The following is a 22,969-nucleotide window of genomic DNA, read 5'->3' on the forward strand; positions in this document are numbered from 1 at the left end:
GCCACGCGGCCACATCTTGCTGATTCCGGCAGCCGGAAGCTTGCCAGTTGCCCGCGTCCCCCGCTGATGCAGCGCGGGACGCAGGCCCGCTCTGTCCTTTCCTTTACCCGCACGCAGGAGCCAGATGCTCACGGACGACGCATTGCGCCAGCAGGCCGAGCAACATGCCACCGAGGGCAGGTGGGCGCAAGCCACGGCCTGTTTCGAGACCCTGCTAAGCCGGCATCCCGGCGATGCCGACCTGCTGCTGCAGCTCTCGTACATGGCCTCGCTGGCCGGCCATTACCGCCAAGCCCGCACGCACACGTTGGCCGCAGCCGAGGCCGCGCCGACCGACCCTGAGCTGGTGCAGGAATTGATCGCCCGGCTGCGCACCTTCAACGAGGCGCCAGCGCTGCTTGCCTGCCTGGAACGCCTGAAGCCCCTGGCTCGCCTGCCGATGCCGCTGCTGCTCGGTTTTGCTGGTCAGCTAACCCATCTCAATGAACACGCCGCCACGCTGCCGCTGCTGGACGAGGCCAAGCGCCGCGAACCGGACCATCCGGCGGTGCTGGTGACACGTGGCCAGGTGCTGCTCTACCTGGGCCGCTTCGACGAGGCCCGTGCCGAACTGCTGGCCTGTACTCTGCGCGCGCCGCAGCTTGCCCGTGCCTGGGGCCTGCTGGCTGAATTGGACAAGCAGACTGCCGCATCCAACCACGTCATCGCGATCCGCACCGAACTGGCCCGTCCCAACCGCCGGCCGGAGGAGGTTGCCGAACTGGCCTATGCGCTGCACAAGACGCTGGACGACCTGGGGGAACACGACGCCGCCTGGTCGGCACTGGAGCGCGCCTGCCGCGCCAAGCGCTCGCAGCTGAACTATCGCAGCCAGGACAGCGTGGACCTGGTGGATGCGCTGATCGCCATGCCCGCGCCAGCCGTCACACCTGTAGACCAGCCCGTGCCCGACGCTGGCGCCAAGCTGCCGCTGTTCATCGTCGGCATGCACCGCTCTGGCACCACGCTGTTGGAACAGATGCTGGACGGTCATTCCGAGGTGCGCGCTTTGGGCGAGCTGTATGACTTCACCAGCCAGATGCGCCACGCCACCGACCACCACTGCCGCGGTGTGATCGACCTGGCCCTGGTTCGACGCTCACGCGGCGCCAACTTTGCCGCCGTGGGTCGCGGCTACCTGGAGCGCATGGCCTGGCGCCTGGGCAGCGAGCGGTTTTTCACCGACAAACTGCCCTCGAACTTCCTCAACATCGGCTTCATCTGCCGAGCACTGCCGCAGGCCCGCATCCTGCACTTGCGGCGCGACCCGATGGAGGTCTGCTTCTCCAACCTGCGCGAGCTGTTCCACGACGCCAACCCGTACAGCTACGACCTGCGGGAGTTGGCCGCCTTCTACGCCCAGTACCAGCGGCTGATGGCGCACTGGCATGCCCAGTTCCCGGGCCACATCCTGGACGTGGACTACGCCGAACTGGTGGGCCAGCCAGAGGCCACGCTGCGCAAGGTGGCAGCCTTCTGCGGCCTGGACTTCGAGCCTGCGATGCTGGCCATCGGCGAGCGGACGCGCCTTGTGTCCACTGCCAGCGCGGTGTCGGTGCGTCAAGTCATCACCAAGCGCGAAACCCCGAAGTGGCAGCCGTACGCGGACAAGCTGCGGCCCCTCGCGGCGGCGTTGGCGGAGGCCAAAGCGCTGTAGGCCTCAGTAGGCGTCAGACAGAAGGAGCGCCCATGACCGTTGCGCCGCTGGACGCCACCCCGCCCGCCCCCGTCAGCCTCGCTGAAGCCTTCTGGTTCTGGCTGAAGCTTGGCTTCATCAGCTTTGGCGGACCGGCCGGGCAGATTGCGATCATGCACGAGGAGCTGGTCGAGCGGCGGCGCTGGATCTCCGAGGGCCGCTTCCTGCACGCGCTGAACTACTGCATGGTGCTGCCCGGCCCCGAGGCCCAGCAGCTGGCAACCTACATCGGCTGGCTGATGCACCGCAGCTGGGGCGGGCTGGTCGCAGGCGGGCTGTTCGTGCTGCCTTCGCTGTTCATCCTGATCGCGCTGTCCTGGCTCTACATGGCGTTTGGCAACGTGCCGGTGATCGCCGGGCTGTTCTACGGCATCAAGCCGGCCGTCACCGCACTGGTGGTGCATGCGGCGTGGCGCGTGGGCTCGCGCACGCTGAAAAACCGCTGGCTGTGGGGCATTGCCGTGGCCGCCTTTGTGGCGATCTTCGCGCTGCAATTGCCCTTCCCGCTCATCGTGCTGGCGGCCGGCGCCATGGGTTACGCGGGTGGCCGCTGGGCGCCGGAAAAGTTCACCGTCGGTGGTGGCCATGGCAAGGCGGGCCAGCCGGCTGGCCCCGCATTGATCGACGACACGACGCCAACGCCCGCGCATGCGTTGTTCAGTTGGGCCCATTTCCGCTGGGTGCTGGGCATCGGCCTGGGGCTGTGGGGACTCGCCATCGGCGTGTTGTGTGCGTTGTACGGCTGGCAGGGCGCGCTGACGCAGATGGCCTGGTTCTTCACCAAGGCCGCGCTGCTGACCTTTGGCGGCGCCTACGCGGTACTGCCTTACGTGTACCAGGGTGCGGTCGACCATTACCAATGGCTCACGGCGCCGCAGATGATCGACGGCCTGGCGCTGGGCGAGACCACACCCGGGCCGCTGATCATGGTGGTGGCGTTTGTCGGCTTTGTCGGCGGCTGGGGCCAGGCCTTGTTCGGGCCGGACGCATTGCCGCTCGCCGGTGCGGCGGCCGCCAGCGTGGTCACCTTCTTCACCTTCCTGCCGTCCTTCGTGTTCATCTTCCTGGGCGGGCCCTTCATCGAATCGACCCACGGCAAGCTGAAGTTCACGGCGCCGCTGACCGGCATCACCGCCGCGGTGGTCGGCGTGATTGCCAACCTCGCGGTCTTCTTTGCCTGGCGTGTGCTGTGGCCGCAAGGCTGGGCCGGGCGCTTCGACCTGTTCTCGGCGCTGATCGGCATTGGCGCCGGGCTGGCGCTGTTCCGCTTCAAGCTGGGCGTGATCACTGTGGTGATCGCCTCGGCGCTGGCTGGCCTGGGCTTGAGTTACCTGCACTGAGCACCAGGCGGCAGGTCCTTCTGGCAAACCCCCACCCGTGCCCGGCACGGAATGCGACTGGCGCAAAAAGGCGGCGGCACATGGTGTCGTCCCCTATACAGATGACCGCCTTTCCTGGGCGGAAAGCCGCACAATCCCCTGGCACCTATCTCTTGCGACGGAGCCCGGCGATGGCAATGCTGACCGACGAAAAGAGCCGAACCGACCTGATGAACCGCCTGAAGCGTGCCGAAGGCCAGCTCAGGGGCATCCAGCGCATGCTGGATGAAGGCCAGAGCACCCAGGACATCGCCAGCCAGATGTCGGCGGTGCGCAAGGCGCTGGACAGTACCTATGTCCGCATGACGGTTTGCTTCATGGAACAGGAGCTGGGCGCGCGGGTGGGCGATACCCCCCGCGGTCGCAAGCAGCTCGGCGAAGTGCTGGAGGAAGTGCAGGGCCTGCTCGGCAAGATCAGGTGAGCGTCTGTAGGATGCGCCGATGAGCGACATCACCTCAACTTCACCCACCCCGTCCACGCTGGTCACCACCGTCACGCTGCGCCAGCTGCAGGACTACCGCTTCGAGATCGGCTTCGGCGACGAAGTGCCCGCCATCATTGGCGACGAGCCGCCGCCGCTGGGCAGTTCGACCGGACCGTCGCCGGTCCAGCTGCTGGCGGCCGCGGTGGGCAACTGCCTGTCGGATTCGCTGCTGTTTGCGCTGCGCAAGTTCAAGCAGTCGCCCGAACCGCTGAGCTGCGAGCTGCAGGCCCATGTGGGGCGCAACGCCCAGGGCCGCAACCGCGTGATGCGCATGCAGGCCACGCTGACGCTGGGCGTGCCGGCCGCGTCGCTGGAACACCTGGACCGCGTGCTGGTCACCTTCGAGCAGTTCTGCACCGTGACGCAAAGCGTGGCGCCGGCGATCCCGGTACAGCTGATCGTGCGCGACTCGACCGGCGCCGAACTGCTGAACCACCTCAGCCTGGCAAGCAGCTGAGGGGCTGCAGGCCGACTCAGGCGCCCGGCGAATACCCCGGGTCGTCGGCCACGCCGACCAGCGCCGGCGCGTCCGGCACGCGCTGCGCCACCCGCCCCCCGGGCTGGCGCTTGAGCCAGCGCTCCACCAGCGTCCACACCGGCGGCCCGCCAGCCTGTTTCACGTCTTCGGAGACGGAGGCCCAGCCGGCCACCGCATAGCGCTTGTCGGACTGCAGCGGCTGGCCGTTGATGCGCAACTCGTCGATGCGGCGGCCCATGGCCGCGGCCGGCGTGCAGCGCCAGCTCAGGCCGCCGGTGCGCACCATGTCGCCGCCCTGCTGGTAATACGGGTCGGGGTTGAACAGGTTGTCGGCCACGTCCTCCAGCACGGTCTTGATCTGCTCACCGCTCATCAGCGTGCGCGTGGCCGTCGGGTAGGTGATGGCCAGCTGGTCCATCAGCCGCTCGCGCGTGATGGCCTGGCCCGGCAGCAGGCTGCCGCCCCAACGGAAACCGGGTGAAAAGGCCAGCTCGGCGTCCTGCTCGGCGCGCAGCGCGTCGCAGATCAGTTGGTCCCAGCTGCCGTTGAAATTGCCGCGCCGCCACAACAGCCCGTCGGTCACGGCCAGGGTTTCGTTCAGCTGTTTGTCGTAGGGCGCGCGCAGCTTGGCGATCAACGCGGCCATCGCCGGGTCCGGCGGCAGCTGGCGCGAGAAGATGGGCAGCAGGCGGTAGCGGAAGTCGCGCACCCGGCCGTCCTTCACGTCGAAGTCCATCAAGCCGAGGAACTTGCCGTGCGAGCCGGCGTTGGTGACCAGCGTCGTGCCGCCGGCATTGCGCACCGGCACAGCCAGCGGCACCGCGTCATGCGTGTGGCCACCGAAGATCGCGTCCAGCCCGCGCACACGGCTGGCCAGCTTCAGGTCCACGTCCATGCCGTTGTGCGACAGCAGCACGACCACCGCCACGCCCTTGGCGCGCAGCGTGTCGACCTGCTGCTGCAGCTGCGCTTCCTGGATGCCGAAGGTCCAGTCCGGCACGAAGTAGCGCGGGTTGGCGATGGGTGTGTACGGGAAGGCCTGGCCGATCACGGCGCAGGTCACGCCGTTCTGCTGGCGCAGCGTATAGGGCGCAAACACCGGGTCGCCGAAATCGGCGCTGGCAATGTTCTGGGCCACGAAGTCGATCTGGCCCTTGAAATCTTTCGCCACGACCTCCTGCACCCGCGCCGCGCCCAGCGTGAATTCCCAGTGCCCCGTCATCACGTCCACGCCCAGCAGCTTGCAGGCCTCGACCATGTCCTGGCCGTTGGTCCACAGCGCGGTGGCCGAGCCCTGCCAGCTGTCGCCGCCGTCCAGCAGCAAGGCGCCGGGCCGGCTGGCGCGCAGCTGGCGCACCAGCGTGGCCAGGTGGGCAAAACCGCCGAGCTGGCCATGACGCTGGGCCTGGGCGCTGAAGTCCAGGCAAGTCAGCGCATGTGCCATTGCACTGCCCGGAGCCACGCCTGCGGCCTTCAGCGCAGCCTCGCCCGCCAGGTGTGGCCACTGTCCCCTGGCCGCGCCTACGCCCAGGTTCACGCTGGGCTCGCGGTAGTGCAGCGGCAGCAACTGCGCATGGCAGTCGGTCATGTGCAGGAACGAGACGTTGCCAAAGCGCGGCAGGTCGTACAGCCCGCGGGCCTCGACCGTCTGCGCCTCGCCATTCAGGTTGAGCCCGGCCATGGCCGCGGCGCCCAGCGCCTGCAGCCACTCGCGCCGATCCAGATTCATCTCGGAGCGACCAAGGTCACTTCGCGTTGACCGGTGACTGCGGGTCCAGCAGCAAGGCCATCACGTTTTTCAGCTGGCCCTCGTCGAGCAGGTTCTTGTGGCCGAAACGCGGCATGTTGGAGCAGGCGTTGTAGGCCCAGGCGTTGTACAGCTTGGCCCAGGTGTATTGCACGATGGGCGCTGCGGCCGGGTCCTTCGGGTCGCTCACGCCGCGCAGCTTGCCGTAGTGGTACAGGCTGGGGCCGATGCTGCCAAACGAGATTTCGCCAGGGCCGATCTGGTGGCAGTTGTAGCAGCTCGCGCCATTGGCGCTGGTGGCCGTGCTCTTGTCGCTCCAGGTCATGCCGCGGCCGTTTTGCGCCAGCTTCTCGCCTTCGCGCCAGTCGCCCAGGTACTGGCCGTCCGAAGGCGGCTTGACGGTCGCCAGCGCCTGGGCTTCGAGCTCGGCGTGCAGCGTCGGGTCCGGCGGCGTGCGGCTGGAGCAGGCGGCTTGTTCGGGCGTCTGCTGCAGGCGGTCCAGCCCGGCAATGCCTTCTTCGCGGAAGGACGATTTCAGCATCGCCTGGAATTCGGCCTCGGAGGCTTCGTTGCCGGTGCCGGGCGACTGGCAGCCGGTCAGCAGCAGCGCGCCAATCAGCAGGCTGCCGCCTGTGGCGAACATCGATCTCATGCGGTTTCCCATCTCAGCCCCCTCAGCGCTTGAGCGACGGCGCGGCAGCCGCAGCACCGTTGGCGTTCACGCCCATGTAGACACCCAGCGCCACCGTGATCTCGGAGCCAAAGCCGGGGTACGGGAAGCGCTGCTGACGGAAGCAGTCGTTGAGCCGGCGCTGCATGGTCCACAGTTCGCCGCTGGACAGCCGGTAAGCCGGCCAGGCCGCGAAGCCGACGCCATCGCCAGGGTTGCTGCGCAGGTCCGGCAGGTCCTGCAGGCGGATGCGCTTGCCGGCTTCGCCGTGGCAGGTGGCGCAAGCGAAGTCCATTGGCCCGCCGCGGAAGTAGAAGGCGCGCTGGCCCAGCGCATAGAGCCGCTTTTCTTCCGGGTGGCGCTGTGGCAGGTTGATCTTCATGCCGCTGGATTCGGACGAGACGTAGGCCGCCAGTGCCTCGACGCTGGCCTGCTCGCCCTTGCCAAACGGCGTCCTGGCGATCTCGGCGGCATTGAAGCCCTGCAGCGTCTCCATGCAGCTCAACAGGCGGGACTCCAGGTCCTGCACGCGACCGGTGTCGGCGAACCAGCGCGGCAGCTGTGCCCATGCGCCCTTGACCACGCCCGCGCCCAGGCCCAGGTCGCATTGGCTGAGCGAGGCCTTTTTCGGCCCGCGCGGCTCGGTCCACAGCGACTCGCCTTTGGCGATGAACAGCTCGGCCGGGTTGCCATCGGCCAGCATCGCGCGGTATTCGGCAATGCCGTCGGCGGCGGACTTCTGCTGCGCCAGCGCGGCGCTGCTGGCCAGGGCCAGTCCCAGCGTCAGGACGGTGGCCAGTTGCGGCCTCCTGCGCGGCATCGGGTTCTCAAGGTTCACGGGCTCCTCCTGTGGATGTGGGCGTGTCGGCTCTCAGGCCACTGTTGCTTCGTCGCTGCGCTTGTCGCCGTGGTTGTCGGTCCACGAAACGCTGACCTTGTCCCCCGCCTTGGCGCCCTTGATGTTGAACTGCAGGAACGGGTTCTTGGCCACCGAAGGCCCCCACTGCGCGGTCAACACCGGCTTGCCGTTCAGCGAGGCCGTGACTTCCTGGATGAACCAGGCCGGGATCGTCTTGCCAGCCGCGTCCTTGCGCTGGCCGGTTTCCATCTCATGGCTCATCAAAACCTTGACGACGGCCTTGTCGCCAGCGGCCTGGGCGCGAATGCGCATCGGATCGGACATGTATTGCTCCTCGAATTTCAATCAACCAACGGTGGCAGCGTCGCTGCGGGGCCGGCGCCGGGCCGCTCCCAAACGGCCCCGCCAACCCTCCCGGCGGGTGGCTTTGCGTACCCCGCAGAGCCGGGTGCCCCATCTAGCCGCCGCAACCGCCGAGGGTCACCTTGATTTCTTTTTGCGCAAACAGCACCTTGTTGTCCGCAGTGATCGCCACCGCGTAGACATTGCAGGTCTGCGCCATCTTCACGCGCAGCGAGAAGCTGGGCTCGATCGCGTCGCTGATGTCGAACGAAGCCGCCAGCGTCGACGGGTTCTTCTCGATCAGCACCAAGAGGCGCTTGACGCCCGGCAGCGAGGTCGCCAGCGCCAGCGGCACGACGGCGCCGTTCTCGGCAATCTCCGGACCGGTCAAGCTGACGTCCTTGCTCTCCACCGGTGCCGACACGCCCAGCGCCTTCACCACCTCGGCCACGCTCTTGGCCTCGAAGGCCGCCGTGTTCCAGGCCGCATGGGCGGCTCCCGGAAGGGCGCCCAGGCCGGCCAGCAGGCCTGCCACGCTGGCACTTCGCGCCAACAGCTCACGACGATGCATCTTCAAATTCTCCTTGCGGTATGGACTCAATGCTAACCACGGCCGTCACTTGCCGATGTTGCTCACGGAACCGGGCGCCCAGCGGGGCCAGCGCCGGGCCGCCCCAAGCGGACCCGCCACCCGCTCGGCAGGTGGTTTCGCGTACTCGCGGAACCGGGTGCACCAGCGGGGCCAGCGCCGGGCCGCCCCAAGCGGACCCGCCACCCGCTCGGCGGGTGGTTTCGCGTACTCGCGGAACCGGGTGCACCATTTCCTAGTCGGTGATGGCGCCGGGTTTATCGAACTGCCACAGCACCCACACGAGACAAACGCAAGCGGGTGGCAACAGCACCGGGTTGACGATGCCCACCACCAGCGGCGCGACGCTGAGGAAACTGCGAAGGCTCCAGCCGTACAGGTAACCGGCGCGCTCGATGTAGTCGACCGCCAGCCCGACCACGGCCTGGCGCTGCGGCGAGCCGGCCGGCAGCGACATCGCGAAGCCCACGTGGTTGTAGTAGCGCATCGACAGCGTCGAGCAGACAAATGACGCGAACAGCGTGCCCATCAGCAGCAGCTGCAGCAGTTCCAGCGGCAACAGGTCATGGGGCGCATGCACCCCGGCAAGCCCGGCCGCCAGGCGGCTGCCACCCAGCGTCACGGCGCCCATCAGGCACAGCGCGGCGGTAGAGGCGGTGATGGTGGCCGACATCAGCGAGTTGCGCAGCGTCTGCACCGCGACGATCTCGAAGCCCGGCTTCTCGGCCAGCGCGCGCACCCAGTCGGCCCGCATCTGGGCATGCACGTCGCGCGCCACGCGGTGTGGCGCGCGACGGCCGATCCAGACCACCCGGCCCTCGTAGAGCAGAAGAATCAGCAGGCCCAGCGCCAGCGCCAGCCAGGGGTTGATCAGGCCGCTCATGCCCGGAGCTCCGACATCGGCTGGTGCGGCTGGCCGCGGCACAGCAACGCAGGAGAAAAAATCCGCATGGGGCGATTGTGTGCGCAAGCGAGGGCAACTCGCAGCCTGGCAGGCCCGGTTGCGCCAAGCATTTGCGCTGGTCAGGCGTTCGCGGCGACCCATTCCGCTGCGACACTTTGCGCATGAGCAAATCTGTTTTCCGAGCATGGAATTGAGCTGGGCCCTGGGCGCCATCGTCGGCTTGATCCTGGCGCTGACCGGCGCTGGTGGCGGCGTGCTGGCCGTGCCGCTGCTGGTCTTCGGGCTGCACATGTCGGTGCAACAGGCGGCGCCTGTTGCACTGCTGGCGGTAGGCGCGTCCGCCGGCCTGGGCGCGGTGCTGGGCCTGCGCGACGGCATCGTGCGCTACCGCGCGGCCAGCCTGATCGGCGGCCTGGCCATGCTCACCGCGCCGCTGGGCGTGGCGCTGGCCCAGCACCTGCCGGCGCGGCCGCTGACCGGCCTGTTTGCCATGGTGCTGGGCTGGACGGCCTGGCGCATGTGGCAGCAAAGCCGGCCCGCAGCAGCGGGCTCGGCAGCCAGCCCGGCCGCGCCGCGCCAGCTGCCGCCCTGCGTGGTCGACGCGGCCGACGGCCGGCTGCGCTGGACAGCCCCCTGCGCCTGGGTGCTGGCCACCACCGGCGCGGCGTCCGGGCTGTTGACCGGCCTGCTGGGCGTGGGCGGCGGCTTTGTCATCGTGCCTTCTTTGACCCACTGGACCGACCTGGACGCGCGCAGCATCGCCGCCACCTCGCTGGCGGTCATCGCACTGGCCACGCTGAGCGGCCTGCTCGCCGCCACCGGCCACGGCCACCTGGACGGCGACCTGGCGCTGAGCTTCGGCGCTGCCGCCGTGGTCGCGCTGCTGATCGGCCGCGTCGTCGCCAAGCGGTTGCCCGCGGCCATGCTCAAGCGGGTGTTCGCGGTGGTCAGTGCCCTGGTGGCGGTGATGATGTTGGCGCGCGCGCTGAATCCCATGGCGGCCTGAGGTTGCGCAGCTGAACGTCAGAATCCGGGACCCACGATGCGGGTCACCCGCCGGACACGCCTGACAGATGAAGCCCCTCGCGAACCCTGACGCCAGCCCGCCCCTCGTCCTGTGCCTCTGCGCCGCCTGGTGCCGCACCTGCGACGCCTACCTGCCGGTGATGCAGGCCCTCGCCGCGCAACATCCCGGCTGGCGGTTTGGCTGGCTGGACGTGGAGGACCATGCGGACGTGCTGGCAGCCGGCGGTGCGGAGGCGGCGCTGGACATCGAGACCTTTCCGACCGTGCTGCTGGTGTGGCAGGGGCAGGCTCGGTTTCTCGGGCCGCTGGCGCCGCAGGCGGGCGTGCTGACACGGCTGCTGCTGCAGGCGAGTGAGTTGCCGCCGCTGGTGGACACGGCAGCCCAGGCGCTGGCGCGCAATGCCACGGCAATCGCCGCGCAAGGGCTGGCAGCGCTGCCCTGATGCGTCGCCCGCTCAGGCGCTGTGTTCGGCCGGCACCGGCGTGTCGTTGGCGCTGTTGCGCCAGGCTTTGGGCAGCTTGGGGGCCGCGTCGGCACCCAGGTCCTCGACGGGCGCCGTGGCCGGCGGTGAAACCAGCCCAGGCCAGCGGCCGCGCACCCAGTCCACCAGTTCGCCCGACGGCAACGGTTTGCTGATGTGATACCCCTGCGCCTCGTCGCAACCCAGCGCGCTGAGCTGGGCCAGGATGGCCGGGTTCTCGACGCCTTCCGCCACCACGGTGAGCCGGCAGTCGTGCGCCAGGCCGATGATGAAACGCACCATCGAGGCCTTGTCGGCGTTGGTGTCCATGGTGCGCACGAACAGCATGTCGATCTTCAGCTCGTTGACCGGCAGGTCGATCAGCTGGCCCAGCGAGGTGTAGCCGGCGCCGAAGTCGTCGATGGAGAGCTTGTAGCCGCTGGTCTTGAGCGCATGCAGCGTCTGCAGCGCGCGCTGGGGGTCGGAGGCGATCGCGCTTTCGGTGATCTCCAGGCACAGCGCCGAAGGCGGCACGTCGTGGTGGCGCAGGCGGGCGTCGATGCGGGCGACCAGGTCGGCCTTCATCAGGTCGTGCGCCGAAAGGTTGACCGACAGCCGCAATTCCAGGCCCTGCGCGCGGTGCTGGGCCCAGACGCGGGCAGCCTCGTCGACCACCCACAGCGTGAGCTCGTGGATGAAGCCGGTTTCCTCGGCAAACGGGATGAACTGGTTCGGCGGCACCAGGCCGCGCGTGGGGTGCTGCCAGCGCACCAACGCCTCGGCACCGATCAGGCTGCCGTCGGCCAGCCGCAGCTTGGGCTGCAGGAACAGGCGCAGCTCGCCGTGGCGCAGCGCATGGCGAAGCTCGCCCAGCAGCGACAGCGTCTGCGCGCTGCCAGCGTCGATGGAAGGGTCGTACACCAGGCAGCCGGCCATGCGGCGCTTGGCTTCCGTCATTGCCAGCAGCGCCCGGCCCATCAGCTGGTCGGCGTGCTCGGCATGCTCGGGGAAGCAGGCAATGCCGATGCCGGCCGACAGGTCGACCACGCTGTCGTCCAGCTGCACCGGCCGCTCGAAGCTGCGCACCACGCTTTGCGCCACCCATTGGGCGCGGGCCGGGCTGGCCCCGGGCAGCAGCAACGCAAACTCGTCGCCCGCCAGGCGCGCAACGAAGCCGTCGATCGATGCCGGCAGCTCGCTCAGGCGCCGCGCCACGCCGCGCAACCGCTCGGCAGCAGTCTGCAGCAGCCGGTCGCCACGGGCCCGGCCCAGCACCTGGTTGACCTGCTCCAGCCGGTCCAGGTTCAGCATCAGCAGCGCCACCGGGCGGCCGGGCTGCAGCTCGCGCCGCAGCAGGTCCTCGAACTGGGCACGGTTGGGCAGGCCGGTCAACCGGTCCCAATAGGCCAGCAGGCGGATTTCCTCTGTGCGGGCGGCCAGGCCGGTGCGCATGCCGTCGAAGGCCTGGGCCAGTTCGCCCAGCTCGTCGTCGCGGCCGGTCTGCGGCACGGGGGTCTGGAAGTCACCCGCGCCCAGGCGTTCGCTGGCGCGCAGCAGCTGGCGCACCGGCTGCGTGACGCGGCGCGCGGTCAGCACGCTGCCCACGCCGAAGATGGAAACGGCCAGCACGGTGATCAGGGCCATCGAGGCCTGCAGCCGGCGAAAAGGCGCCACGGCCTCGTCGATCGAGCGGAACAGCACCGCATGCAGGCTGCCGCGGCCACCGCCCGGTGCGCTGGCCGGCAGCAGGTCCACCCGCAACCGAAGCACCGAGATGCCGTCCAGCTCACCTTCGGACATGCCAGGCCCCGCGTCCACCATGGCCGCCACTCGGCCAACCGCGGTGGTGCCCAGGGCCAGGTGCGGCGCCTGGCCAGCAGTCTGGCTGAACAGCACCATGTCCAGGCCGGAGAGCGCGTGCAGGTCCTGCGCCAGCGCGTTCTGCAGCGGAAACCCCATCACCACCCAGCCGATCAGCAGCGGGGCCTTCATCGGCACCACCACGAATTGCATGGCCTGGCCGTGCACAAGGCGCAGCGGCGCTTGTTCGCCCCCGGATTGCCTGCGCTCCGCCGCCAGCGCAAGGAGCACCGGATCCAGACCCTCCGCATCGGACGAGCGCCCCAGGACCTGCCGCTGCGCGTCGGGCCTCCCCTGCGGGTCAAGGAAAATCGGGGACGGCCGGGCGATTTCTTGAGAACTGACCGCCACCAAGCCGCCGTTCACATCCAGCAGCGCCGAGACGCTGGCGCCAATCCGCGCAGCCTGGTTTTCCAGCGCCGAGCGCACCGTCTCCGCGTCCCCGGACTGGACTGCGGCGCGAAAGCCGAAGTCGGCCGCCAGCAAGGTGGCGCCCTGGCGCAAGCCCTGCGCGTTCTGGTCCAGCAGCCGGCCCAGCACCCGCTCGCCCAGCTGCAGCTGGTCGCCCAGCATCCTGCGCGCGTTGCGGTCGATGCTTTCGCGAACCGTCAGGAAAGCCGCCAGCTGGACCACCAGCAACAGGCCGAGGAAGAGCGTGACGATGCGCCCCGCCAGGCCGTTGAAGAGGTTGCGGCGTTTCACTTCAGCCCCGCATCCAGGCGCACGGTCAGCGCTTCTGGGCCGGCGCCCACGGTCACGGCCTGCTCGGGCAAGGGCGCGCCAGGCGCCAGGTCCGGATGCCAGGCGCGCAGCCGGTAGCTGCCCGCTGGCACCTCGCCAAGCGCGAGCTGGCCGCTCGCCGCGGTCTTGCCGTGCCAGGGCGTGTCCACCACCAGCACCCAGCCGACCATGGTGTCGTGGATGTTGCAGCCCAGCACGACAATGCCGGGCTGGTCGAACACGATGGGCTCACTCGGCTTGCCGTGGTAGAGCTTGATCTCGAATTTCTTGGCCGGCGAAAAGGAGTACACATGGTGCTGCACCCGGTCGCGGTTCGGGAAGTTGACCGGCGTGCCCACCGTCACCACCGACACCAGCGGCACGAACTGCCGCCCTTCCTGGCCAACTTCGGCATGCGCGGCCGGCTTGACCGCCGCCTTGGCGCCCACGGGCTCCAGCATCAGCACCGCGTCGGCCAGCGGCTGGCCTTTGGCGCCACTCACCTGCACCGTGACGGGACCTGCCGCGGCCAACACGGGCCACAGCACCATTCCCATCAACCAGCCAAGCCCGCGCACCGACATGCCACCAACCCCATCGCCCAACAGCGTTCACCGGGCCCCCCACACGCCGCAGTGGACGAGCCGGGGGCATCACATCCCGATTTCGGCTGAGCTGGGTCGGAACTTGAGGGGGTCTAAGGCAATGCTGAACAAGTCCTGTGCGCCGCGGCGGATTCAGGCGGGATGCCAGGCTAGGCGCGAGCCGCCGCCCAGGCTTGTGCCTGGGCAAGGTTCGCAACGACGCCTGGCGCCCACCTGAACCGCCCCGGAGGGCTGGCGAGATAACGGGCCGCCTCGGTCGTTGCGCCGCTCGGCTTCGGGCAGAGAGCCCGACCTTCGCGTCGCGCCTACGATCCGGCCTGTTCTCTCGCCAGCGCGGCACACAGGACTTGTTCAGCATTGCCTTAAATCTGGACGCGGGTGCCCAACTCCACCACCGCGTTGTCCGGCAGCCGGAAAAAAGCCACCACGCCGGTCGCGTTGCGGTTCATCGCCGCGAACAGGCGGCGGCGCCAGCCGCGCAGGCCCAGGCCCGGCGCGGTCACCACGGTCTCCCGGCTGAGGAAGAAGCTGGTCTCGAAGACGGGAATGCGCAGGCCCTGGGCGTCGCACAAGGCCAGCGCCTTGGGCACGTCCGGCACGTCGAGGAAACCGAAATTCAGCGTCACGCGCCAGAAGCCGGGCGCCAGTTCGGCCACCCGCACCCGCTCGCTGTCCGGCAGCGCCGGCACCTCGTGGAACACCACCGTCAAAATCACGTTGCGCTCATGCAGCACTTGGTTGTGCTTGAGGTTGTGCAGCAGCGCCTGCGGCACGGTGTCGGGGTTGGCGACAGGGTAGATCGCGGTGCGTGAGACGCGCGTGATGCTCGGGTCCTGCAGCGACTCGATGAAGGGTTGCAGCGCCAGGCCTTCATCGCGGATGTTGTCCAGCAGCAGCGCCCGGCCGCGGGCCCAGGTGCTCATGACGATGAACAGCAGCCCACCCAGCGCCAGCGGGAACCAGCCGCCGTCGAACAGCTTGACCGCGCAGCCGGCGACCAGCGCCGCGTCGAACAACATGAAAAATGCCGTCGCGCCCAGCGCCAGCCAGCGCGGCAGGCGCCAGCCATCGCAGATCACGAAGTAGGTCAGCACCGTGGTGATCATCATCGTCAATGTGACAGCCATGCCATAGGCACCGGCCAGCGCCGAAGAACTGCCGAACCACAGCACCGCCGCGAAGACCGCCGCCAGCAGCGCCCAGTTGACTGCCGGCAGGTAGATCTGGCCGGCCTCGCTGGCGGAGGTGTTGCGCACCACCATGCGCGGCAGAAAGCCGAGCTGGATGGCCTGCTTGGTCATCGAGAACGCGCCGGAGATCACCGCCTGCGAGGCAATGATGGCGGCCAGCGTGGCCAGCAGCACCGCAGGGGCGATCCAGGTCGCAGGGAACAGGCGGAAAAACGGGTTGTCGATGGCCTCGGGCTGGCGCATCAGCAGCGCGCCCTGGCCCAGGTAGTTCAGCGCCAGCGAAGGCATCACCAGCAGCGACCAGGCCAGCTGGATCGGCTTGCGCCCGAAATGGCCCATGTCGGCATACAGCGCCTCGGCGCCAGTCAGCGCCAGCACGATGGCACCCAGCGCCGCCAGCACATGCCAGCCGCGGCCGGCCAGGAAGGTCCAGGCCTGGCGCGGGTCCAGCGCAGCCAGGATGGCCGGTTGCTGCGCAATCTGCTGCACGCCGGTCCAGGCCAGCGCCAGGAACCAGACCAGGATGATGGGCCCGAACACCCGGCCCACCTGCTGCGTGCCGAAGCGCTGCACCAGGAACAGCGCCGCCAGCACCGCCAGCGACACCGGCAGCACATAGGGCTTCAACAGCGGCGTGGCCACCTCCAGCCCCTCCACCGCGCCCAGCACCGAGATCGCCGGGGTGATGACGCTGTCGCCATAAAACAGCGTGGCGCCGAACACGCCCAGCAGCAGCAGGACGCGGCGCAGCGCCGGCTTGTGCGCCACCGCCCGCCCGGCCAGCGCCGTCAGCGCCAGCCCGCCGCCCTCGCCGCGGTTGTCGGCCCGCAGGATCAGCACCACGTACTTCAGCGTGACCACCAGCATCAGCGCCCACAGGATGGCCGACACCGCGCCCACCAGGTTGGCCGAAGTCAGCGGCACGCCACCCGCGCCAAACACTTCCTTGACGGTGTACAGCGGGCTGGTGCCGATGTCGCCATAGACCACACCCACGGCAGCCAGCGTGAGCCCCGCCAGCGCGCGCCCGCGCGGCTGGCCCTGGGGCGGGGCAAAGCCAGAAGTGGCGGAGGAAGAAGAACGGGGTAAAGCGGCAGCGGTCATCAGACGGCCCTGGAAACAGGATGCCGCGATGGTGGTGGGCTTTACATCAGGAACACATAAGGACTCGTCAAAGCGCCGTCAGCACCGCCGCGGCGCGTGACGTGTCGAAAACGGCCCATGGCCCAAACAAAGCGCAGCGCCCAGGCTTGCCCGCTCGCTCATTGGCAGAACGCTTTGCAGCGGTGACTGTCATTGACTGCTGGGGATCGGGTCACGCTGCCGGCCGCAAACCAGACACTGGGTTGAGCCGATGCCGGCGACATCAACGTCCGTGCGGAGCGCGCAGCGACCATCCAAGCCGCAGTTCAGGAAGCTCCGGGGCCAGGACCGATCGGAGGTCTGCTGCCTTTGGAGGCGCACAGGCGCTTTCGACCCCGACGAGACCTGATTGAGTCGCCGCAAAGATGACAGCCGGACAGGCACGAAAGCATTCGTTGGTGGCTCCTAAGCGGTATCGTTCGGTCAACTCACCCGTAACTGCCCACCGCCGGCCAAGGCGGTGACGCGGGCGTTTAAATTTTCAAACAGCTTGACAACATCTGGGTCTGACGGATCCTCCGCAAGAATCTTCTCCCGCATTCGTATGTGCGTAAACTTCGACTTCGCCCCTGCGGCTTGGCGGACCTCCTCGCGAAGGAGATTACAGCCGCGAAGCTCGGCCGCCAATTCGTCCCAATACTTACTTCTAAGAATCTTTTCCGCCTGAACGTCATCTCCTAGACGCAACCAATATTGCCGAACCCGGCAGGCACTTCCAAGCAATTTGAACAATGGATGCTCTGAGAGCGCAGGCGACGCCAACCCGTTGACGACCGTAGCAGTTGCATTTCGGCCATGTCGGGTTAACCATTCATCGATCTGATCAGATTCAACGAGGTCTGCGCCTCCCTCTAACGCTATAAGCCGCGGAATCGGGAACGATGGCGAAAGACGCGTACCGTCATTTGCGATTAGATTGGCGATCTTGCAGTCATCGAATAGAACACTGCCAAGGTCTGCCGCTCTGCAATCGAGTTGATGGATTGATACCTTGGACAGCGTCACCTTGCTGGCCGTTCCGCGAACTACTGTCTCATCAATATCAGAATCCCGTAAAACTTCACCATCACTCAATAACGCGAGGGTCGACATCAGAAGCGCCCCTACGTTGCGAGACGCCCTATCCACTCCACCATACAAGCTTGCCATTGTCAATCCATGGGTGAGGAAGGCTTTTGACTGCGGAGTACCGGCCGCCTTTGCCGCGACGTCGCCAAAAACGGCTACCATTTCCGAGCCAAGAACGTTTCGCTTCAAGAACTTCGGCACCTCGCCTTTACCTACAGCCTCAAGAGTTGCTAGCGACAAAAAGTAGTTCTGAATATGCGAGTGAACAAATCCCTTGTAGCCCGCCCTTAAGTCCGGTTTGAGCGCAGCGACTACACTGGCTCGATTTCGGATCAGCCGAACGACCTCTTCAGGGTAACCGTCGCCCAGGGCTATTTCAACTATCCACGAAAGCGTTGTTTCATCAAGAGATTCAGATTGGCCGTCCGCCATTTCACGCGCCACTTCAATCAAGTAGCGAAGGAGAAAATCCTCGAGCGAATCGCGGCTAACAATTTTCTCGACTGCATCGCCAAATAGCTTTGCCTCTCTCTCAAGCATATGCTTAACGAGCAGTGGGGTCAGGAAACTGTCACTTTCCTCACGGAGACGCTTCGGCTCCAGATTCGCCGCCATCAAATTCAGAAAAACTGGTCGAAGCGCGAATGACCCATCATCCAACAGCGACGCAACTGCGGGAATCTTAAAGTGAACATCAGTCCAGCCCCTTGACTTCAACCATTCCCGGGCTTGATCAGGGGTGGACGCCTCAACAGTCAAACTGATCACAACGTCGCGGTCTTGACGCAACGATTGCACGTCGCGAAAGAGACGATCCCTACCTAGAAAGGTGTCGCGTCCGGAAAGTAAGACCACTCCCCTGCCGCGGGCGGCTGAAATCAAATCATTGACCTGCGACCAAGCCAACTCATATCCATTTGGGTCGCCCAGCTCGTCGAATCCATCGATGGCCACTACGATAAGCCCATGCTTCAGCAGAATCGGAATTTGGTCGTAAGTTGTGTTCGAGCGAAGCGTCTGCAGGCTAAATGCCATCAAATCCTGCAAGTTCGAGAGGACACGGCCACGACTGCGTACATGCAAGATCAGCGATGTTGGTGAAGCAGCGTAGGCTTCGGCGCGGAGTAGCGCCAGTTGCTCAACCAACTTTGTTTTACCGATGCCAGCCGGGCCGTCAATCAAAATGACCTCAGCCGCGTCCGCTGGCCGTGGCTGAGAATTGAATAGGGCATTGACCTGCTCCACACCCTCAAAACGTGCGTTCTTGTGATTGCGAGCATTAAAGGGCAAGAGGCGTCTTTCCGCAGCGGCCGCCCTCCCTAACAGTTCAGCCTGAGATTTAGCCCACTTCTTTAAGTTTGCAAAATCATCCGACGCGAGCATATTGGCGAAGGACGTAAATCCTTTAGCGGGGAAGCCCTTTTTGGTGAAAACCACTTTCCCTGTGCCATTGTCAATTTGCAATTTTATCTCTCGACCATCTCGGACAAAATTGGCAGTGAGGCCCTCCGTCTTCTCCGATATCTTTGGTGAAGGAGTTCCAATATCGACGAATGGCAACAGATCGTACGCTAAAGACGCTTTTGTTGGAATCACATTTTCACCATAATATGTTGAAGTTTCAAAAAGTTTTCTGAGCGATTGCGACTCTGCAGCATCAATACTTTGGATGAATATCTTGCCAGCAGGGCCTCTGCTGTAAACACAGGCGGGACCAAATCGTCGTCTTCAGCAACGACCACGATCCATTCATCCGTCTGAGAAGCTGCATTCGAAACAACGTCGGCAGCAAGGGCGGTATCGACCATTTTCTCGGTCAACTCACCGTGCTGGGTCTGGAGTGTATTCGGGAGATGAATCCCGAGCCTCGCGTGTAGTCTGATCGAAAGTGCATGAAGCAAGCAGTCGCCGTAAGCTACGTTCGAGTCAAATACAACGTTCCGAAGCGGCGATAAATCTGCGAAATTCTTTGAGGCAAGTACTGTGGTGATCGCAATTCGATTTGCTGTTGGCTGAAAGCCCTTGTGCCACCCATGATAGAGGCGCAGCTGGACTCTAAAGCGTCCGCCAGGGTCGATACCTCCAAGGCATCTTGCGATACGCGTCGTAGTCTTCTTGAGAACCATTTCAGCAGTCGCCATTGGGTCTCGCTGCTTCTTGTCACCGCTGATATGAATCTGGGAGTTCCAGTCAACGAAAGCAGAAACTTTCTGAAATCCGGTTCGCGCTGTTGCCGCCTGCCTTTCGTCCGTTTCCATCGGGCGATCTCCTTGTTTCTGGCAGGATCGTACTCGTGACTGACCCTCATGGGCGCAATGCCGGGAGGTTGCTGCGCACCAGTTCTCGAGCATCGCAATCTACGGGCTCACTCTGCATGTCACGGTACAGGTCAGAAGCAGCACGCAAGATGGAGGCGGCACACGAGATCCGCACGCGGGAAGGGCGACTACGGCGTGTGACAAGCATCGAGAGCTCTGCTTGACGGTGCGCCGTGCATCGCTTTACCAGTAGTCCCTCGCAAACAGCCGCTCCTAGCCGGGAGCGCCAGTTCGCAACTGTGGCCCGGAAGCTGCCGCTCAGGGCGGGAGCCAATGGGAGCCAAGGTCGGCTTCAGGTGAATCCACGGTGCGTTCCACAAGCGCCCTCAGTGCGCAACCTATTCGAGCAATTTGGGGTCTACCGCCAGAAAGGAAGCTGCGCCACGCCAAAGCTTCACGTCCAGTGAGAAGGCAGTTCAGGGCGTCGTGAGACATGCGCCGCAAAATCTTTGAACGGCCGACCCGCCGGTTTCGCCTTGGGTGTAAACCGACAAGCCAAGGCGAGCCGACGCCGCTGGCCGCGTGTTTCAACCCTCGGCCTCGGCCTCCACCAACCGATAACCCACCCCCGGCTCCGTCAGCAGCCAGCGCGGATTCGCCGGCTGGCTCTCCAGCTTGGCGCGCAGCTGGGCCATGTAGAGGCGCAGGTAGTGGGTTTGTTCGGTCTGGTCGGGGCCCCAGACGTCGCTGAGCAGTTGGCGGTGGGTGACGACCTGGCCGGCGCTGCGGACCAGACGGGCGAGCAGCTTGAACTCGGTGGGGGTCAGGTGGCAGGCTTCGTTACGGACCTTGACGCTGCGGGTGCCGAGGTCGATTTCCAGGCCCATGGGGCCGCCGTTGCGGTAGTGGGTCAAGGCGGCGTCGATGCGCGTGCCGCGGTGGCGCAGCGTGACGCGCATGCGGGCCAGCAGCTCGCCAACGGCAAAGGGCTTGACGAGGTAGTCGTCGGCACCGGCGTCCAGCAGGCGGATCTTCTGGCCGTCGTCCTGCGCGGCGGAGATGACCAGCACCGGCAGGCTGTGCTTGCGTCGCAGCATGCCGAGCAGTTGCTGGCCCTCGCCGTCGGGCAGGCCCAGGTCCAGCAGCACCAGATCGAAACCGGCCGGGCGCACGGCGTCGGCCAGGTGGGTGGTCAGCGCCTGGGCTTCGGCCAGGCTGGCGGCGGTGAAGACTTCGTAGCCTTCGATGTCGAGTGCGCTTCTCAGCGTGGCGCGCAGCTCCCTGTCGTCTTCCACGAGCAGCACTCTGAGGGTCATGCGGTGGCCTCCTTGGCGGGCTCGGGCGCGGCCTCGCCCAGCGGCAGCCAGCATTCGAAGCTGCTGCCGCCGTGGCCGCGGGCGCGCAGGCGCAGCATGCCGCCGTGGGCCTCGGCAATGGCGCGGCAGACGGCCAGGCCCACGCCCGCACCGCTGCGGCCACCGCGCTCGGTGGCGGCCAGGTCCACCGGGCCGCGCTGGAAGACGTCGAAGATGCGCTGGCGCCACTCGGGCGGCACGCCGGGGCCGCGGTCCCGCACGGCCAGCACCCAGTGGCCGGGCTGGGCGCGGGCCAGCAGTTCGACCGGGCTGTCGCCGCCGTACTTCAGCGCGTTGGCGATCAGGTTGTCCAGCAGCTGGGCCAACAGCAGCGCGTCGCAGCGCAGCAGCGGCAGCCCCGGCTCGACGCGGGCGCGCAGCGCACCTTGCGGATGGCGCTGGCCGGCGCGGCGCATCGCGGCACCCACGATGTCTTCGGCCGATTCCCAGTCCAGCCGCAGCTGTACGCCAGGCGAGCTGAGGCGGGCCAACTGCAAGGTGTTCTCGGTCAACTCGCCGAGCCGGCCGATCTCGTCGATCACGGTGGCCAGCAGCGTGCGGCGCTGCGCGGCGGAGAGGCGGTCGCCCTGGTCCTGCAGCGACGAGGCGGCGCCGAGCATGGTGGCCAGCGGCGTGCGGTAGTCGTGCGAGATTGCCGCCAGCAAGGCATTGCGGGTGGCGTGCTCCTGGGCCAGCTGGCGCGCCTGCGTGGTCAGGCGCGCGGCCTGGGCGTGTTCGAGCGCCGCGCCCATCTGGTCGCACAAGGCCTGCGCATGGGCGCGCATGGCCTCGGGCAGCGCCGGGCTGTCGCCGGTGCCGACGGCCTGGGCCAGCGCATTGAGCCAATTCTCGTCCAGCGGCAGCGAGACCGCACCACGCGCGCCATGCCGGCCGCGCAGCGGCAGCAGCCACTGGCGCAGCTCTTCATGCCGGCCGGTACCCGGCCCCATCGCCCGCGACTGGCGCAGGCACAGCCACAGGCCGACGCGCGTGTCGTCGTCGGGCTCGCCGAACCAGCGCACGGCCTCGGGCAGATCGGTCGCCGGCAGCTTGGGCTGCTGCAGCAGCATCAGCACCGGCGCGCCCTGGAATTCGCGCGCCAGGTGGCTGAACAGCAGGCCGGCATGTTCGAGCGGATCGTCCACCGCGCGCAGCGCCTCGCCCAACTCGCGCAGCTGGTGTGCATGGCGGGCCTGGCGGGCCAGCTGCGCGGCCAGCCGGCGCTGCGCCACCATCAGCCAGGTGACGATCCAGTTGACCAGCAGCATCGCGCCCAGCAGCAAGGCGTGGTGGCGCAGGTCGACCTGGAAGCTGCCGCGCGGCGGCACGAACCACCAGTTGAAGGCCAGCACCGCCAGCGCGCTGAGCGCCAGCGACACGCCCAGCGGCAGGCACAGCGCGGCCAGCGCGGCGGCCAGCACCGGCAGCATGGCCAGCCCGGCCAGGTCGACATGGCCGTCCAGCCAGGCCATCAGGCCCGCGGCCAGGCCCCAGATCAGCAGCCCCCATGCCGGATGCGGCCGCATCAGCAGCCGCAAGCCATGCGGCTGCGCAGCAGCGGGCGCCACGGAGGCTTCGGAAGGCACGCGGGCCATGTTCATGCACCGGACGCTAGCACGCGCGCTTGGCGCATCGCATCAGCAGCTGCCTGCTGGCGCGCCCAGCCGGGACACGGGTTGAAACACGCTGAACGTGTTTGCAGCCGGTCTTTTATGCGGTGGCAGGCTATGGATAGCTGAAAGCCTTCGTTCACGCAAGCCAGGGCGGCGCCCATGATCAAGGCATTCCATCACGCAGGAGACCTGCCATGACAAGCCACATCGCCAACGCTCCGGTCGAGCTGCCCGTCACCGGCCAGGCCCTGCGCCAAGCGCTGGAAGCGCGCGACGTGTCGGCCCTGCTGGCCTGCACCCAGCAGCTGCGCGTGGCGGGCTACCGGGTCGAGCCGGGCCGCCTGGCGGCCGAGCTGCTGGCCCACGGCTGCACCTGGGTCGAAGACGCCTTCGGCCATCGCGTGGCGCTGCAGGTGCATGTGCCCAAGGCGCTGGCCCAGTTGCAGCCCGACGAAGCCTGCAGCTTCCGCATTGCGGCCTGA

The 22,969-nt window shown here is 66.9% G+C and carries 20 protein-coding genes; 7 read left to right on the top strand and 13 right to left on the bottom strand.

Features of this window, described 5'->3' with window-relative positions; translation table 11 throughout:
- The first annotated feature begins 124 nt into the window (after positions 1-124).
- The 4 genes from LRH25_RS05890 (at position 125) to LRH25_RS05905 (ending at position 4,056) form a co-directional block, all read left to right on the top strand.
- Positions 125-1,696 (top strand): tetratricopeptide repeat-containing sulfotransferase family protein, encoded by a 1,572-nt coding sequence (locus LRH25_RS05890; RefSeq protein ID WP_141289975.1) that lies wholly within the window; start codon positions 125-127, stop codon positions 1,694-1,696.
- A gap of 32 nt (positions 1,697-1,728) precedes the next feature.
- Complete coding sequence (gene chrA, locus LRH25_RS05895) at positions 1,729-3,075, top strand: chromate efflux transporter (RefSeq protein WP_141289976.1); 1,347 nt, start codon at positions 1,729-1,731, stop codon at positions 3,073-3,075.
- A gap of 80 nt (positions 3,076-3,155) precedes the next feature.
- On the top strand, positions 3,156-3,536 hold the full coding sequence (locus LRH25_RS05900) for a metal-sensing transcriptional repressor (RefSeq protein ID WP_231010468.1): 381 nt from the start codon (positions 3,156-3,158) through the stop codon (positions 3,534-3,536).
- Positions 3,537-3,555: 19 nt separating this feature from the next.
- Complete coding sequence (locus LRH25_RS05905) at positions 3,556-4,056, top strand: OsmC family protein (RefSeq protein WP_231010469.1); 501 nt, start codon at positions 3,556-3,558, stop codon at positions 4,054-4,056.
- A 16-nt stretch (positions 4,057-4,072) separates the two neighbouring features.
- Here the strand turns inward: LRH25_RS05905 and soxB are convergent, their stop codons facing one another.
- The 6 genes from soxB to LRH25_RS05935 all read right to left on the bottom strand — a co-directional run bounded on the left by soxB (position 4,073) and on the right by LRH25_RS05935 (position 9,167).
- On the bottom strand, positions 4,073-5,806 hold the full coding sequence (gene soxB / locus LRH25_RS05910) for a thiosulfohydrolase SoxB (RefSeq protein WP_231010470.1): 1,734 nt from the start codon (positions 5,804-5,806) through the stop codon (positions 4,073-4,075).
- 16 nt (positions 5,807-5,822) lie between these two features.
- On the bottom strand, positions 5,823-6,476 hold the full coding sequence (gene soxX, locus LRH25_RS05915; RefSeq protein WP_141289493.1) for a sulfur oxidation c-type cytochrome SoxX: 654 nt from the start codon (positions 6,474-6,476) through the stop codon (positions 5,823-5,825).
- 22 nt (positions 6,477-6,498) lie between these two features.
- Complete coding sequence (gene soxA, locus LRH25_RS05920) at positions 6,499-7,314, bottom strand: sulfur oxidation c-type cytochrome SoxA (RefSeq protein ID WP_141289497.1); 816 nt, start codon at positions 7,312-7,314, stop codon at positions 6,499-6,501.
- A gap of 51 nt (positions 7,315-7,365) precedes the next feature.
- Positions 7,366-7,677 carry a thiosulfate oxidation carrier complex protein SoxZ gene (gene soxZ / locus LRH25_RS05925; RefSeq protein WP_141289494.1) on the bottom strand — a complete coding sequence of 104 codons (312 nt, stop codon included), beginning with the start codon at positions 7,675-7,677 and terminating at the stop codon, positions 7,366-7,368.
- Between the two features lie 133 nt (positions 7,678-7,810).
- Entirely contained in the window at positions 7,811-8,266 is a 456-nt protein-coding gene (soxY, locus tag LRH25_RS05930) for a thiosulfate oxidation carrier protein SoxY (RefSeq protein WP_141289495.1), read from the bottom strand.
- A 253-nt stretch (positions 8,267-8,519) separates the two neighbouring features.
- On the bottom strand, positions 8,520-9,167 hold the full coding sequence (locus LRH25_RS05935) for a DUF599 domain-containing protein (protein WP_141289496.1): 648 nt from the start codon (positions 9,165-9,167) through the stop codon (positions 8,520-8,522).
- Positions 9,168-9,372: 205 nt separating this feature from the next.
- On the opposite strand from LRH25_RS05935, the gene LRH25_RS05940 reads away from it, so the two are divergent.
- Both LRH25_RS05940 and LRH25_RS05945 read left to right on the top strand, forming a co-directional pair.
- Complete coding sequence (locus LRH25_RS05940; protein WP_231010471.1) at positions 9,373-10,194, top strand: sulfite exporter TauE/SafE family protein; 822 nt, start codon at positions 9,373-9,375, stop codon at positions 10,192-10,194.
- Between the two features lie 67 nt (positions 10,195-10,261).
- Positions 10,262-10,657 carry a thioredoxin family protein gene (locus LRH25_RS05945; protein ID WP_141291774.1) on the top strand — a complete coding sequence of 132 codons (396 nt, stop codon included), beginning with the start codon at positions 10,262-10,264 and terminating at the stop codon, positions 10,655-10,657.
- 12 nt (positions 10,658-10,669) lie between these two features.
- On the opposite strand, the gene LRH25_RS05950 is transcribed toward LRH25_RS05945, so the two are convergent.
- From LRH25_RS05950 to LRH25_RS05980, 7 genes are all read right to left on the bottom strand, one after another.
- Positions 10,670-13,237: a bifunctional diguanylate cyclase/phosphodiesterase gene (locus LRH25_RS05950; protein WP_231010472.1), complete on the bottom strand. Its 2,568-nt coding sequence runs from the start codon at positions 13,235-13,237 to the stop codon at positions 10,670-10,672.
- Complete coding sequence (locus tag LRH25_RS05955) at positions 13,234-13,806, bottom strand: methylamine utilization protein (protein ID WP_375140612.1); 573 nt, start codon at positions 13,804-13,806, stop codon at positions 13,234-13,236. Before LRH25_RS05955 ends, LRH25_RS05950 begins: the two co-directional genes overlap by 4 nt.
- Positions 13,807-14,222: 416 nt before the next feature.
- The gene (locus LRH25_RS05960) at positions 14,223-16,154 is read right to left on the bottom strand and encodes a potassium transporter Kup (RefSeq protein WP_231010474.1); all 1,932 of its coding nucleotides are present in this window, start codon (positions 16,152-16,154) and stop codon (positions 14,223-14,225) included.
- Between the two features lie 462 nt (positions 16,155-16,616).
- A complete protein-coding gene (locus LRH25_RS05965; RefSeq protein ID WP_141289623.1) occupies positions 16,617-18,821 on the bottom strand; it encodes an NACHT domain-containing protein in 2,205 nt (734 codons plus the stop codon).
- A 32-nt stretch (positions 18,822-18,853) separates the two neighbouring features.
- Entirely contained in the window at positions 18,854-19,519 is a 666-nt protein-coding gene (locus tag LRH25_RS05970; RefSeq protein ID WP_141289624.1) for a PIN domain-containing protein, read from the bottom strand.
- 587 nt (positions 19,520-20,106) lie between these two features.
- The gene (locus tag LRH25_RS05975; RefSeq protein WP_141289625.1) at positions 20,107-20,835 is read right to left on the bottom strand and encodes a response regulator; all 729 of its coding nucleotides are present in this window, start codon (positions 20,833-20,835) and stop codon (positions 20,107-20,109) included.
- Positions 20,832-22,469 (bottom strand): sensor histidine kinase, encoded by a 1,638-nt coding sequence (locus LRH25_RS05980; RefSeq protein WP_231010475.1) that lies wholly within the window; start codon positions 22,467-22,469, stop codon positions 20,832-20,834. Before LRH25_RS05980 ends, LRH25_RS05975 begins: the two co-directional genes overlap by 4 nt.
- 212 nt (positions 22,470-22,681) lie before the next feature.
- Here LRH25_RS05980 and LRH25_RS05985 point away from each other — a divergent pair, with 212 nt between their 5' ends.
- On the top strand, positions 22,682-22,969 hold the full coding sequence (locus LRH25_RS05985) for a hypothetical protein (RefSeq protein ID WP_141288365.1): 288 nt from the start codon (positions 22,682-22,684) through the stop codon (positions 22,967-22,969).

It is taken from the genome of Ideonella azotifigens, assembly GCF_021043325.1.
Taxonomy (GTDB): Bacteria; Pseudomonadota; Gammaproteobacteria; order Burkholderiales; family Burkholderiaceae_C; genus Ideonella; species Ideonella azotifigens.

Bases quoted from the DNA above. Each gene is read 5' to 3' on its own strand.
- LRH25_RS05975 (WP_141289625.1), bottom strand. From the start codon at position 20,835: ATGACCCTCAGAGTGCTGCTCGTGGAAGACGACAGGGAGCTGCGCGCC.
- LRH25_RS05900 (WP_231010468.1), top strand. From the start codon at position 3,156: ATGGTGTCGTCCCCTATACAGATGACCGCCTTTCCTGGGCGGAAAGCC.
- LRH25_RS05940 (WP_231010471.1), top strand. From the start codon at position 9,373: ATGGAATTGAGCTGGGCCCTGGGCGCCATCGTCGGCTTGATCCTGGCG.
- soxZ (WP_141289494.1), bottom strand. From the start codon at position 7,677: ATGTCCGATCCGATGCGCATTCGCGCCCAGGCCGCTGGCGACAAGGCC.
- soxY (WP_141289495.1), bottom strand. From the start codon at position 8,266: ATGCATCGTCGTGAGCTGTTGGCGCGAAGTGCCAGCGTGGCAGGCCTG.
- chrA (WP_141289976.1), top strand. From the start codon at position 1,729: ATGACCGTTGCGCCGCTGGACGCCACCCCGCCCGCCCCCGTCAGCCTC.
- LRH25_RS05935 (WP_141289496.1), bottom strand. From the start codon at position 9,167: ATGAGCGGCCTGATCAACCCCTGGCTGGCGCTGGCGCTGGGCCTGCTG.
- soxA (WP_141289497.1), bottom strand. From the start codon at position 7,314: ATGCCGCGCAGGAGGCCGCAACTGGCCACCGTCCTGACGCTGGGACTG.
- LRH25_RS05955 (WP_375140612.1), bottom strand. From the start codon at position 13,806: ATGGTGCTGTGGCCCGTGTTGGCCGCGGCAGGTCCCGTCACGGTGCAG.
- LRH25_RS05960 (WP_231010474.1), bottom strand. From the start codon at position 16,154: ATGACCGCTGCCGCTTTACCCCGTTCTTCTTCCTCCGCCACTTCTGGC.
- soxX (WP_141289493.1), bottom strand. From the start codon at position 6,476: ATGAGATCGATGTTCGCCACAGGCGGCAGCCTGCTGATTGGCGCGCTG.
- LRH25_RS05980 (WP_231010475.1), bottom strand. From the start codon at position 22,469: ATGGCCCGCGTGCCTTCCGAAGCCTCCGTGGCGCCCGCTGCTGCGCAG.
- LRH25_RS05945 (WP_141291774.1), top strand. From the start codon at position 10,262: ATGAAGCCCCTCGCGAACCCTGACGCCAGCCCGCCCCTCGTCCTGTGC.
- LRH25_RS05970 (WP_141289624.1), bottom strand. From the start codon at position 19,519: ATGGAAACGGACGAAAGGCAGGCGGCAACAGCGCGAACCGGATTTCAG.
- soxB (WP_231010470.1), bottom strand. From the start codon at position 5,806: ATGAATCTGGATCGGCGCGAGTGGCTGCAGGCGCTGGGCGCCGCGGCC.
- LRH25_RS05890 (WP_141289975.1), top strand. From the start codon at position 125: ATGCTCACGGACGACGCATTGCGCCAGCAGGCCGAGCAACATGCCACC.
- LRH25_RS05985 (WP_141288365.1), top strand. From the start codon at position 22,682: ATGACAAGCCACATCGCCAACGCTCCGGTCGAGCTGCCCGTCACCGGC.
- LRH25_RS05905 (WP_231010469.1), top strand. From the start codon at position 3,556: ATGAGCGACATCACCTCAACTTCACCCACCCCGTCCACGCTGGTCACC.